Source organism: Pseudomonas batumici, assembly GCF_036585405.1.
GTDB classification, from domain to species: Bacteria; Pseudomonadota; Gammaproteobacteria; order Pseudomonadales; family Pseudomonadaceae; genus Aquipseudomonas; species Aquipseudomonas batumici.
The window spans coordinates 5,486,344-5,498,613 of record NZ_CP144470.1 but is presented as its reverse complement, the minus strand read 5'-3'; the positions used below and the strand labels follow the sequence as shown (position 1 = coordinate 5,498,613).

The 12,270-nt window shown below is 64.9% G+C and carries 10 protein-coding genes and 2 pseudogenes; 4 read left to right on the top strand and 8 right to left on the bottom strand.

Translation table 11 applies throughout. The annotated features are described in order from the left end of the window. Positions 1-38: 38 nt before the first annotated feature. Positions 39-1,460, bottom strand: coding sequence for a transglycosylase SLT domain-containing protein (locus tag NUH87_RS25105; RefSeq protein ID WP_338523104.1), 1,422 nt, complete (start codon positions 1,458-1,460; stop codon positions 39-41). A gap of 237 nt (positions 1,461-1,697) precedes the next feature. On the opposite strand from NUH87_RS25105, the gene NUH87_RS25100 reads away from it, so the two are divergent. The 3 genes from NUH87_RS25100 (at position 1,698) to NUH87_RS25090 (ending at position 4,403) form a co-directional block, all read left to right on the top strand. After that, positions 1,698-2,504 (top strand): TatD family hydrolase, encoded by an 807-nt coding sequence (locus NUH87_RS25100; protein WP_338523103.1) that lies wholly within the window; start codon positions 1,698-1,700, stop codon positions 2,502-2,504. 97 nt (positions 2,505-2,601) lie between these two features. Then, a complete protein-coding gene (locus NUH87_RS25095) occupies positions 2,602-4,080 on the top strand; it encodes a methyl-accepting chemotaxis protein (RefSeq protein ID WP_338523102.1) in 1,479 nt (492 codons plus the stop codon). 83 nt (positions 4,081-4,163) lie between these two features. Continuing rightward, the gene (locus NUH87_RS25090; RefSeq protein WP_338523101.1) at positions 4,164-4,403 is read left to right on the top strand and encodes a terminase; all 240 of its coding nucleotides are present in this window, start codon (positions 4,164-4,166) and stop codon (positions 4,401-4,403) included. A 37-nt stretch (positions 4,404-4,440) separates the two neighbouring features. Here the strand turns inward: NUH87_RS25090 and NUH87_RS25085 are convergent. The 6 genes and pseudogenes from NUH87_RS25085 to NUH87_RS25060 form a co-directional block, all read right to left on the bottom strand. Continuing rightward, positions 4,441-5,237, bottom strand: a pseudogene (locus tag NUH87_RS25085) (acyl-CoA thioesterase). Between the two features lie 102 nt (positions 5,238-5,339). Continuing rightward, a complete protein-coding gene (locus NUH87_RS25080; protein WP_338523100.1) occupies positions 5,340-6,104 on the bottom strand; it encodes a CHAD domain-containing protein in 765 nt (254 codons plus the stop codon). A 7-nt stretch (positions 6,105-6,111) separates the two neighbouring features. After that, positions 6,112-8,082 carry a DUF3488 and transglutaminase-like domain-containing protein gene (locus tag NUH87_RS25075; RefSeq protein WP_338523099.1) on the bottom strand — a complete coding sequence of 657 codons (1,971 nt, stop codon included), beginning with the start codon at positions 8,080-8,082 and terminating at the stop codon, positions 6,112-6,114. Further along, positions 8,079-9,062 (bottom strand): DUF58 domain-containing protein, encoded by a 984-nt coding sequence (locus NUH87_RS25070; protein WP_422393880.1) that lies wholly within the window; start codon positions 9,060-9,062, stop codon positions 8,079-8,081. The genes NUH87_RS25075 and NUH87_RS25070 overlap by 4 nt, the downstream gene beginning before the upstream one ends. Next, the gene (locus NUH87_RS25065) at positions 9,032-9,949 is read right to left on the bottom strand and encodes an AAA family ATPase (protein WP_040065499.1); all 918 of its coding nucleotides are present in this window, start codon (positions 9,947-9,949) and stop codon (positions 9,032-9,034) included. The genes NUH87_RS25070 and NUH87_RS25065 overlap by 31 nt, the downstream gene beginning before the upstream one ends. A 69-nt stretch (positions 9,950-10,018) precedes the next feature. Beyond that, a complete protein-coding gene (locus tag NUH87_RS25060; protein WP_040065500.1) occupies positions 10,019-10,297 on the bottom strand; it encodes a hypothetical protein in 279 nt (92 codons plus the stop codon). 208 nt (positions 10,298-10,505) lie between these two features. Here NUH87_RS25060 and NUH87_RS25055 point away from each other — a divergent pair. After that, positions 10,506-11,545, top strand: a pseudogene (locus NUH87_RS25055) (patatin-like phospholipase family protein). On the opposite strand, the gene NUH87_RS25050 reads toward NUH87_RS25055, so the two are convergent. Continuing rightward, on the bottom strand, positions 11,542-12,237 hold the full coding sequence (locus tag NUH87_RS25050) for a response regulator (protein WP_040065566.1): 696 nt from the start codon (positions 12,235-12,237) through the stop codon (positions 11,542-11,544). The pseudogene NUH87_RS25055 and the gene NUH87_RS25050 overlap by 4 nt on opposite strands. Positions 12,238-12,270 lie beyond the last annotated feature (33 nt).

Here is a 12,270-nt window from a genome sequence, read left to right as displayed (position 1 = left end):
AAGCGCAAAAACCCTCACAAAACAATCGAATTATTCGATTACTTACCCAAGGCAATTTTCCGCGCATTCGGTTCCAGGGAGTCGCGCTCCCGGTCAAATGCCAGGTAGTACTTGTTCACGCTGTTCACATAGTTCACGGCATTCATCCCCACCTGCTCCATGGCGATGCGCTCGACCTGGAAGAACCACTGGTTGGGATTCAGGCCACGGCGGCGGGCCTCGGCGCGCATGCCCTGGACCCGCTCCGGGCCCATGTTGTAGGCCGCCAGGACAAAGGCCATGCGCTCGCGCTCGTTGAGCTTGGGGCTGGCAAAGAACTTGCGGCGGATCATCGCCAGGTACTTGGCCCCGGCCTGCACATTGTTATCGACATTCTGGATATTGCTGACGCCGACCCGTTGCGCCGCCGCCGGCGTGATCTGCAGCAACCCCATCGCGCCGCTGGCCCCCCGGGCGCCGGGATCCAGGGCCGACTCCTTGAAGGCCAGCGCCGCCAGGTTCAGCCAGTCGATGCCCTGGGCCTGGGCATGGCGCTGCAGCACCGGGCGCAGTTTTTCCAGCTTCTGCCGATCGGCGTGGCTCAACGGGTAATGCACCTGGTAGAGACGGCGATAGATCCGCAGAAAGGCGCTGTCCTGGTCCGAAGGGGCCTTGTAGGTCTTGAGGAACCGGTCGATGCTGGCTCGCAGCATCGACGCATCGTCGCGCACGAACCAGTGCAGTTGCCCTGGCTCGCTGACCAGCACCTGCTTGTCGAAACGCAGCTTGGGCATAATCCTGGCCCAACGTTCGGCAATCGGCTGCTCGACGATGGTCAGGTGGAAGATCCCGCCCTGGACCATCTCCAGCACATCTTCCACCGCCAGGCTCGGATCGACCCATTCGACCTTGACCGGCGGCAGCTTGTGCAACGCCAGTTTCTCGTTGATCCGGTTGACCGCCTCGCCCGCCGCGCTGCCGGGGGTCAGGGCCAGGGTGCGGCCGGACAGTTGCTCGAAACGGCTGAAGCGCTTCTCGCCCTTGAGCCCCACCAGCAACAACGGCACCGTACTGCCAATCGGATCGCTGGCGATCACCGCATGTCCCGGCTGGGCTTCGAGCAATTCCCCCGGGGCCACCAGGTCGCCCTCGCCGCGCTGCAAGGCAGCGAGCAACTGGTCCTTGGCCTTGGGAATGATCTTGAGGGTGATTTCCTGATTGTCGCGGGCCTGGCTGTTGAGGAACTGCTCAAAGGCGCGCAGGCGGTGGTATTCGATACCGATGGCCTCGCCCTGGACCTCGCCGCTGCTGTTGCGGCTCTGGTTGACCAGCACCCGCAGGACACGGCTGCTGCGAATCTCCGCCAGGTCGCGGACCTTGCCCGGCTGGACGATTTCCAATGGCCCGGCCAGCCGCGCAAGCGCCGGCAACGGCAGCAGCAGGGACAGGCACAGCAGGAGCAACAGCGAGGGTCGCTTCATCCGTTCTCCGGAAAGAATACTGCCCGGTCCCTGGCACGCTGGCCTGAAGTCGGACGACTGAAATCGAGCGTCTTTATCAACGCGAAAAGTACGGAAGACCGGCTACGACAGCAGGGTCGCGCCAACCGATGTTTTCTTCCGGCTTTAAGAGACAGTCATAACTCGTTGTAGTTCTTGGTTTTTATTATAAATCTACAGCTCTGGTATGCTTTTCGGCCTGTGGCCTGAGGTAGCACCATGCAACTCATCGATATCGGCGTCAACCTGACCAACCCCAGTTTTGCCGGCAAACAGCAGGAAATACTCGACCGTGCCTACGCCGCCGGCGTCTGCCAACTGATTGTGACCGGCACCAGCCTCGCGGGCAGCGAACAGGCGCTGGAACTCTGTCGGGAGCGGGATCCGAGCGGCCAGCGGCTGTTCGCCAGCGCCGGTATCCACCCCCATTCGGCCAGTGACTGGACAGCCGCCAGCGCCGTTCGTCTGAAAGCCCTGCTGAAGGAACCGAACGTGTGCGCGGTCGGCGAGTGCGGGCTGGATTTCAACCGCGATTTCTCCCCGCGCCCACAACAGGAAAAAGTCCTCGAGGAACACCTGGCCCTGGCCGTGGAGTTGCAGCGACCGGTGTTCCTCCACGAACGCGACGCCAGCACCCGGTTGCTGGAGATCCTGCGTGACTACCGCGACCGCCTGCCCGCCGCCGTGGTGCACTGTTTCACCGGCGAACAGAAGGCGCTGTTCGGCTACCTGGATCTGGACCTGCATATCGGCATCACCGGCTGGATCTGCGACGAGCGCCGTGGCAGCCACCTGCACCCGTTGGTACGGGAGATCCCCCGCGGCCGCCTGATGCTCGAAAGCGATGCGCCCTACCTGCTGCCGCGCAGCCTGCGGCCCAAGCCTAAGAAGGGTCGCAACGAACCGGCCTACCTGGGCGAAGTGCTGCGCGAAGTGGCCCTGCACCGAGGCGAAAGCCAGGAAGACCTGGCCGCCCACACGACCGCTTGTGCCCGGGCGTTCTTCCATTTGCCGAGCCTTGACTGAACCGGGATTGACGCACATCAACACTCGTCTTCCTGGGTAGCGGCACAATAATGGCACCTTGCCAAAACTGTTTCCGCTCAATCAGAGAAGACCTTCCATGGGTGCCTGGCTTAGCAATATCTCGCTGAAGTACAAGTTCTGGGCCGTGAACGCGGTCGCTTTCGTCACCACCCTGCTCCTGGTGCTGTACGCCGTGCAGTTGGAACAGCAGGCCCGCACCGACGCCGCGCGCGGCGCGGCCCAGGCCCAGGCCCGCCTGCTCGCCAGCTGGCCCGAAGGCAAGGCCTGGCCCGAGGCCGACAACCTGCTGGCGTTCAAGGCCGGCGAAACGCCTACCCTCAAGGGCCAGATGTTGCCGCGCCTGAAGGACGCCAGCGGCTGGGTCGCCTACGACTATATGCCGCTGTTCGGCGACAACCCGCTGCTCGGCGCGCAAGTGCTCGGCCATGGCGATCAGCAAGTGGCCGTACTCGCCTATGCCCCCAGCCTGGCCCAGGTGTTCACCGAGCGTTTCGCCAACTATGCGGTGGCGGTGTTCATCCTGATGCTGGCGATGCTCGGCGCCTCGCAGTTGCTGATCCGCTTCCTGCTCAGCCAGCTCAACACCCTCAAGGACGTGATGCTCCATGTGGAGAAGAGCGGTGACCTTTCGGCCCGTGTCCCGCTGGCGTGCAAGGACGAAGTCGGACAAATGGCCAGTGCCTTCAATGCCATGCAGGCCGGCTACCAGCGGGTCGTCGGCACGGTGGCGCGCACCGCGGCGCAACTGGATGTCGGCGCCGCGCGCCTGGCCTCGAGCATGAACGACGTGCGCCACGGCATGCTCGGCCAGCAGAGCGAAACCGACCAGGCCGCCACGGCCATCAACGAGATGTCGGCGACCGTTTATCACATCGCCCAGCACGCCGGTGCCACCCGTGACCTGTCGCAAACCGCCGACGGCCTGGCCGGCAGCGGGCAGGCGGTGGTCAGCCGGGTCCAGCAGTCCATCACCGGGCTGTCCAGCGGCGTGCAGCAGACCGCCGTGATGATCCAGCAACTGGCCGAGGACAGCCAGAAGATCAATGGCGTGGTCAACGTGATCCACAGCATCGCCGAACAGACCAACCTGCTGGCGCTGAACGCCGCCATCGAAGCGGCCCGGGCCGGGGAAATGGGCCGCGGGTTTGCGGTGGTCGCCGATGAAGTGCGCAACCTGGCCAAGCGGGTGCAGACCTCCACCGACGAAATCACCACCATGGTCTCCGCCTTGCAGGCCGGCACCCGCGACGCCGTGGACTTCATGCAGGAAAGCTCGTTCAAGGCCGACGACTGTGTGCAACAGGCCCAGGAAGCCGGGGAGGCCCTGGCGCAGATCACCGGCGCGGTGGCCCAGATGCGCGAAAGCAATACCCAGATCGCCGTGGCCGCTGAACAGCAGAGCCAGGTAGCGGAAGAAATGAACCGGGCGGTGGTGAGCATCCGCGACGTGACCGAGAACACCGTGCAACAGACCGTGGACTCGGCCACCACCAGCCATGACCTGGCCAAGCTGGCGGGAGAGCTGAGCAAGGCCATTGGCCAGCTCAAACTATAGGATCGATAGGAAGAGTTGATTCGCGCTGGCCGTCGGCCCGGCTTAATCTCTGTTCACCGACTACCCGAACAGAGGACAAGACCATGGGCCAACGTCACCCCAACTTCCCCGCCTGGCAATGGCGGGTTGCTCCCCAAGCGTCGCACGATGGCACTCGCGAAGGCATGCAAGTGCTGGCGGTGATCCTGTTCGCGCTGTCCTTCCTGCTGGTGAGTTCCGGGGCATTCGCCCAGAACCCGACCAACTTCGCCGTCGGCGTGTTGGGCCTGGTGGCCGCGTTCAGCCTGCGCAGCAAAGGCCAGCGCCTGGCGCTGGAAGCCTGAAGCACAGCGGTTTTCCATAAAGGCCGGCTTGCCGGCCTCAGCCGAACACGGTAACGGTCTGCCGGCTCAAGGCAATCAGCCGTCCATCCGCGCTCCACAACGCCGCCGCCACATGACCGTAGCCATCGCGAGCATGCTCGATCACCGCGCGGTATTGGCACCAGTCCAGGGTATCGAGCTCCAGCAACGGCTGGACGAACTCCACCGTCCAGGTCAGGGTGCTGCCCGCCGCCGGTCTGCTCAGGTGCGGCAACAAGGCCGGTGGCCACGCATCCACCAGCGCCAGCAGGTGCGCCTCGGTCAACGGTTCTTGCCGGATATACCCGCGCAAGCGCACCCAACCGCCCATCTCGCGGGATTTGTTCCCAGTAAAAGGCATGCCGCCGACGCCCCAGCGCATTGACAGATGACGCATGAATTCCGGCATCACACCGGGGACATGCGGCAGCTCCTGGCATTCGTCCCAGTGCTTGAACGACGGCGCCGGCTCGGCCGGCACATTCACCACGGATTCCCGGGAGGCGCCGAAGCTGCCCTGCACCAGCGTCACCACCTGGCCGTTCTGCACGGCCCGGCCCAGCACCTGGCTGACCGCCTTACCCTCGCGCAGCACCTCCACTTCAAAGTCGACGGCCAGCCCCGGCTCGACCGGCCCGACAAAGGTCACCGCCAGCGAACGCAACGGGCGCTCGGCCGGGACCCGGGCGCGCATCGCCTCGTATTGCAGCGCCACCACCAGGCCACCGAACGTGGCCCGCCCCTGCGCCCAATCGGCGGGAATGGAAAGCCCCTCGGCTGGCGACGAACCGCATCGAGCAAATCTGAAAAGCGCATGCACACCTCGGCTGGTAAAAGTCCTGCGCAATAGTAACCAGCTCATCCGGGGCACACAGCGCCCATACCAGCCAAAGCAGCCGCCAAACAGGCCGTCGCCCGTCAGCTGAAACAGGTCTCGCTCAACCGATCCAGCACCCGGTCGGCCCTGCTCTCGGCCAGGGTCATGGTCCTGCGCCATCCCGTAATGCAGGCTTGCAGGTCCGCTTCATGTTCCGCCCGGAGCAGCCATTGCCAGCAATCGTGCCAGTCACCCAGCGCCTCCTGCGCCGACTTCAGACCCTTGATCGCCGCCGCCGGTAACCGGTTCAGTTGCGGATAGGCTTCGGCGGCGTAGCGCACCCGCTTGATCAGCAGGCGCAGCCGATGACGGTCATGAAGTGGATCGTGCAAGGCTTCATCCAGCGCCTCCCACTGTTTGTCCAGGCGTTTTTCGATGCGTTTGCGCAACTTGCGCAACAGGCCCTGATGCTGCGAAGCGCGCAGGAATCGCGGGAAGGCATCGAGCATGTCGAATAGCTGTTTCAACTCCGTACTGCGCGCCACGGCCCAATAATCCTCGGACAACTGCGCCGTGCGCCGCGCCGCCGCCACGTGATGCCCCTGCCGGTGCAGGTAGGCGGCCAGCACTTCGCGGTCGCGGATCGGTGTGGTCAGGTTTCCGACCCGCTGCGCAGCCAGCTCGACCTGTTCGACACCCGGCAAGCCACGCAGGGGCCGCAACAGGCTGCGCAGGCGCCGTACCGTGGTGCGCAAGTCATGCAGGCCTTCCTCGTCGGTCAGCGCATCCACTCGCGCATGACACGCCAACAAGCGCACTTCGAGGCTCACGACCTGAGCCACCAATTCATCCACCAGGGCAGACATTCGACACTCACTCCCAAATCGAACTTCCAAGACTGCGACGCAATGACCGCAACGGCTGTTGCAATGCATCCATCGACGGGGTTCGTTCAGCATAGCGCCGGGCAACGAAACCCTGGACAAATGCACGGATATTTTCGGCCTGATGCGGCAACTGCAAGGCCGCCCGCTCGCCGAAAGCCAGCGGGCCCTCACCGGGTTCACGCACCAGCCCCTGCCTGCGCAGCAGCTTTTCAAAGATCGCGAACAACCGCAGCGCCGGATCGACCCGGCTCCGCCAGGGACGCAGCAACAGCAGCGAGAGCAAGCCCAGGATCAGCACCAACCCGACCGGCAGGACCCAACCGGCCAGGCCACCGAACCAGCGCCCCAGCAGTTGCAGTTGCTGTTCGCCCTGATAGCCGAGGACCCAGCGCTGCCAGCCGTAATTGAGATTATCCCAGCCCTGACGCAGGTCATTGAGCCAGGTCAGGTGGCGGTAGCGCAGCGGCGACAGGGGTGAGGCCCCGAGCATCTCCTCGTCAGTCGCCAGGGCCTGCTCCAGCCCCTGGTCGATGCGCTGCGGGGCCACCGCGTAGGTCGGATCGACACTGCGCCAGCCCTGCCCGTCCTGCCAGTATTCGACCCAGGCGTGGGCATCGAACTGACGCACCGTGAGGAAGCCGCCCGCCGGATTCCACTCACCGCCCTGATAGCCGGCCACCATCCGCGCCGGAATCCCCGCCGCCCGCAACACGTAGGTCATGGCCCCGGCGTAATGCGCGCAAAAGCCCTGGCGGCTGTCGAACAGGAAGCCATCGATACTGTCGGTGCCCAGGGTCGGCGGCTTGAGGGTGTAGTGATACGGCTCGTCGTGAAAGTGCCTGAGCAGGGCCGCCACCAGCGCCTGGGGCTGTGGATAACGTTGTCGCAGCTGCACCGCCCACTGACGGCTGCGCGGATCGCCCTGGGCCGGCAATTGCAGGGCCTGGCGCCGAACCCGTTCACTGAGCTGCGGATCGCGCACCACCTGCGGCCAGGATTCGACCCGATACAGCAACGCCTGCTGCAGCGGACGCTGGCGCTGCACGCGATAGTCCGCCAGCTGGTGCACATCCGCCTGATCGGTACGGGCCACATCCAGCGCCGGCAACCAGGGTTTACCGCTGGGCTGGAGGATGATGCTGTAGCGCCAGGACTCGCCATCGGCCTGCCATTTCGGGGCCTGGCTGTAGGCAACCGCCGGCGCCTGGCTCCAGCGCCGACCGTCGAATTGCTCCAGGGTCAGCGCCCGCCAGTACAGGTCGCGACGCGTCGGCGGGGGGCCGTCGAAGCTGGCGCGAAAGGCCAGTTCCGCGGAACGCCCAAGCTCGGCCACATCCCCCGGCGACATGCTCTCGGACAGGCCGCTCTGCGCCTTGTCGACGGCCAACGGCAACGACCAGAGCGGCGCGATACGGGGAAAGAACAGGAACAGCAGGAGCATCAGCGGCAAGGCTTGCAACAACAAGGTCGTGGACAGTCGCAAGGTCGCCAGGGGGCGGGTCGCCGGCCCTTGCTGCAAACCGATCAAGGCCGCCAGCAGCGCCCCCACCGGCAACAGGCTGTAGAACGCCCAGGGCAAGCTGTCCTCGAACAGGTAGGCCACCGCGACACAGAACAGCCCGAGGAAAATCAGGACCAGGGCATCGCGGCGGGTGCGGGTCTCCACCAGCTTGAGGATGAACATCGCCACCAGCAGCACCGCCCCGGCATCCAGCCCGATCAGGCTGCTGCGCGAGAGCCAGATGCCGGTGATGGTGCCCAGCAGCAGAAGCCCTTCCATCAGGCGCCCGGGAAAACGCGCACGCATGCGGTAGACCTGGACCCGCCAGACCGTGCAACCGAGCCACAGCGCCAGCATCCAGGGCGGGACATGAAACCAGAACGGCAGCATCACCAGGGTCTGGGCCACCAGCAGCCAGACCAGGCTGGCGCGGGAAATCGGCGGCGCGGCGCTCATGGGCTTTTCCCGAACAGCGCCAGGGCCCGCAGGCAGGATTCGCAATGGGCCGCGCCGCTGTCGCTGGCCAGCACGCGGTCGGGCAGGTGCAGGGAAAACGCCGCCTCGCGCCGGGACAGTTCCAGCACCCAATAGCACAGGCGCGACAGACGTTGCTCGACATCGCCCCCCAGGGCGAGGAAATCCAGGCACAGTTCACGGCCATCGAGCCGGGCGAACTCCTTGATCAACAGGCCCTGTCCCCGCGAGTAGGCTTTCCAGTGCAGCCGCCGCCAGGAGTCGCCGGCCTGGTAGGTCTTCAACCCCTGATAGTCGTCGACACCCAGGCCATGGGCACGGGCCCCCTCCTCGGGGTCATCGGTGCTGGCACTGGCCAGGGTCGGCAGCTCACCTTCCAGGGGCTGTGGATAAACCAGCACTTTCTGGCCCAGGTCGAGCCGGCTCCAGGTCCGCAGGATCCCCAGCGGGAAACTGCTCTCGACGCCGATGCGCGGCGCGTGCAGCCAGCCCCGGACCTGGGTCGGTCGATTCAACTCCAGTTCACGGAAGCCCGCGGCCGGCACATCGACGTTGTGCACGGTCTGCCTCGACCAGCCCAGGCCAATGGACTGATGGGCTTTCCCGGCACTTTCCAGGCGCACGACAAAACGCGCCTGCTCGCCGACAAACACCGCGGGCCCGGTCCCGGCGCTGAGCACCAGCCCCTGCAGGTTGCGCCAGGTATGCAGGATCGCCACGATGAACACCGACAGCAGCAGGAAGCACAGGGCGTAGGCCAGGCTGTTCTGGTAGTTGATGGCGACCATCAGGACCAGCGCCAGCAGGGCCGCAAACACGCCACCGGCGCGATTGGGCATGATGAAGATCTGCCGCTGGGTCAGTTGAACCCGCGCCGAGGGCGGCAGGCGCCGTACCAGCCAGGCTTGCCAGAACCCGCGCAGGCGCCGGATCAAAGCGCCGGCACCTCGCGCAGCAGCCACTGCACCAGGGCGCCGCCGCCCTGCCCGGCGGGGTCGGCGCGCTCGCGCAGGCGATGGCCGACCACCGAGGGCAAGACCGCCTGGACATCTTCCGGGATCACATAGTCGCGCCCGGCCAACAGGGCCCAGGCCCGGGCGGCGGCGAGGATCGCGAGGCTGGCCCGGGGTGACAGGCCCCAGGCGAATTGCGGCTGATCGCGGGTCGCGCCGACCAGACGCAGCACGTAGTCCACCAACGGATCGCTGGTGCGCACCTGCTTGGCCTGCTGTTGCAACGCCGACAGCTCGGCATGGCTGAGGATCGGCTGCAACCTTGGCAGCAGGTCACGCCGCGCCACGCCTTGCAGCAGGGCCTTTTCCGCAGCGCGGGCCGGATAGCCGAGGGACACCCGCATCAGGAAGCGATCGAGCTGCGACTCCGGCAAGGCGAAGGTGCCGCCCTGGCTACTGGGGTTTTGCGTGGCGATCACGAAGAACGGCGACGGCAAGGGACGGGTGGCGCCCTCGAGGGTCACCTGCCCTTCCTCCATGGCCTCGAGCAACGCGCTCTGGCTCTTGGGCGTGGCCCGGTTGATTTCGTCGGCCAGCACCAGTTCGGCGAAGATCGGTCCAGGATGGAACACGAACTGCCCGCTGTCCTTGTCGAACACCGAGGTACCGAGGATATCGCTGGGCAGCAGGTCGGAGGTGAACTGGATACGCTGGAAACCCAGGCCAAGGACCTTGGCCAGGGTGTGACCAAGGGTGGTCTTGCCCATGCCGGGCAGGTCTTCGATCAACAGATGACCGTCGGCCAGCAGGCAGGTCAGGGCCAGGCGAACCTGTGCGTCCTTGCCCAACACCACCTGATTGACGGCCTGCAGGCAGGCTTCCAGCTTACTGCGCATGGGCAGACATCCGAACTGGGGAAGAAGCCGGGGATATTACCGTGTTCGGCCATCAATCATCAGAGGGGCTCAACGCCCGGCGCGGGACTCACGAATGTAGAAGCGTGCCTTCTCAGCCTTGTTGGTGCAGCCCTCGTAGGCTTCGAACTGCTGCTGGGTCTTCGCCCCGGTCAACAGCGACAGCGCCTTGGAGTAGCTCACAGTCCCGGCAAAGCCCTCGGCCTTGGCCAGGTCCAGCTCACGCCAGGCGGCGTCCAGCTGTGTGCCACAGCTTTCTCGGTAGGCTGATTTACCCGCGCAACCGGCCAAGGCCAACGCGATCAATGGCACACAGATCCAGGCTTTCATCAATGACACCTCAGGAAAATAAACAATCGTGCAGGTTAAGACGGTGCGCCGGGCAAAAAGTGCCTTGGCCTGCCTCAAGCTTAACCAATCAAGATGAAGTTTAGTGCAGTCGATCCGCTCCCCCAGGCCAAAAAAACAGCCCACGTCCCGATTGTAGCCGCCGTCCTGGAGGTGCATTGTTAGCAAAGGGTTGTTCAAGGATCGAGTCATGAAAAAACGCGTCGCGCTGGTGTTGGGCTCGGGCGGGGCCCGGGTTATGCCCATATCGGGGTCATCGAGGAAATCGAGAGACGCGGCTATGACATCGCCTGCGTCGCCGGCTGCTCCATGGGCGCGGTGGTCGGTGGCATCTACGCGGCCGGCAAACTCGACCAGTATCGCCAATGGATCGAGAGCCTGGACTACCTGGATGTGCTGCGCCTGGTGGATGTGAGTTTTCGACTGGGGGCCATGCGTGGTGAAAAAGTCTTCGGGCAGATCCGCAAGATCGTCGGCGAGGTCAATATCGAGGACCTGCGCATTCCCTACACCGCCGTCGCCACCGACCTGACCAACCAGCAGGAAATCTGGTTCCAGGAAGGTTGCCTGCATCAGGCGATGCGCGCCTCGGCGGCGATTCCCAGCCTGTTCACCCCGGTGATGCAGGGCAACCGCATGCTGGTGGACGGCGGCATCCTCAATCCGCTGCCGATCGTACCGGTGGTCTCCAGCCACAGCGACCTGATCATCGCCGTCAACCTCAACGCCACCAACCAGAAGCAGTACAAGCTGCCGGTGATCCAGCGGCCGCCGGCGTTCAAGAGTCGCTTCAACAACCTGCTCAGCTCCATGGGCTCGCGCCTGCCGTTCCGGCGTAAACAGGCCGAGGAGCTGTTGCGCCTGGAACAGCAGACCCTCGCCAGAGAGGCCGCACAGCTGGACAATCCCTGGCTCGACAGCCCGGAACCGCAAGTCCGGCAGGCAGCCGCCGCAGCGCAAGACAACGGTGCGCCGAAGTCCGCCACCGGCTCGGTGATCATCGACAACGTCGGACCGGCCTCGTTGCTGGACCTGATCAACCAGAGTTTCGAGGTGATGCAGACCTCGCTGGCGCAATACAAGATCGCCGGCTACCCGCCGGATATCCTGATCAACGTGCCGAAAAGGGTGTGCCGGTTCTTCGAGTTCTACAAGGCACCGGAACTGATCGCCCTGGGGCGCGAGATTGCCAGCGATACGCTGGATCGCTACGAGGAAGAAGGCCGCTAGGCCTGGCTATCCAATAGCCGATAACCGACCCCCGCCTCGGTCACGATAAACCGCGGTGCAGTCGGATCGTCCGCCAGTTTCTGGCGCAGATGCCCGACCACGATCCGCAGGTAGTGGCTGTCCTCGACATGGGTCGGTCCCCAGATATCCTTGAGCAACTGCTGCTGGGTGATCACCCGCCCGGGATGCCGTGCCAGCTGCGCCAGTACCGCATACTCCTTGCGGGTCAGCGCCACCTCCGCGCCATCCAGCAGCACCCGCCGATAAGCCAGGTCGATGGTCAGAGGACCGAAGTCCAACGCCGCCTCCTGGGCCTCGCCGCTGGGCGCCTGGCGCAACAGGGCACGAATCCGCGCGAGGAACTCCTGGATGCCGAATGGCTTGGTCACGTAGTCGTTGGCCCCGCCGTCCAGCGCCTCGACCTTCTGCCCCTCGCCGGCCCGCACCGAGAGCACCAGCACCGGCGCCATGGACCATTCGCGAAACTCGCGCAACACCTGCTGGCCGTCCATGTCCGGCAACCCCAGGTCGAGCACCAGCAGGTCCGGTTTATTCAAGGCCGCATGGGCCAGGCCCTCGCCGCCGGTGCCGGCTTCCAGCACCTTGTAGCCCTGGGACACCAGGCTGATGCGCAGGAACTTGCGAATCTGCGGCTCGTCGTCGATGACCAGGATGGTCGCGGTCTGGGTCATGGTCTTGATATCGTGGCAATCGGTAGCCAAAGC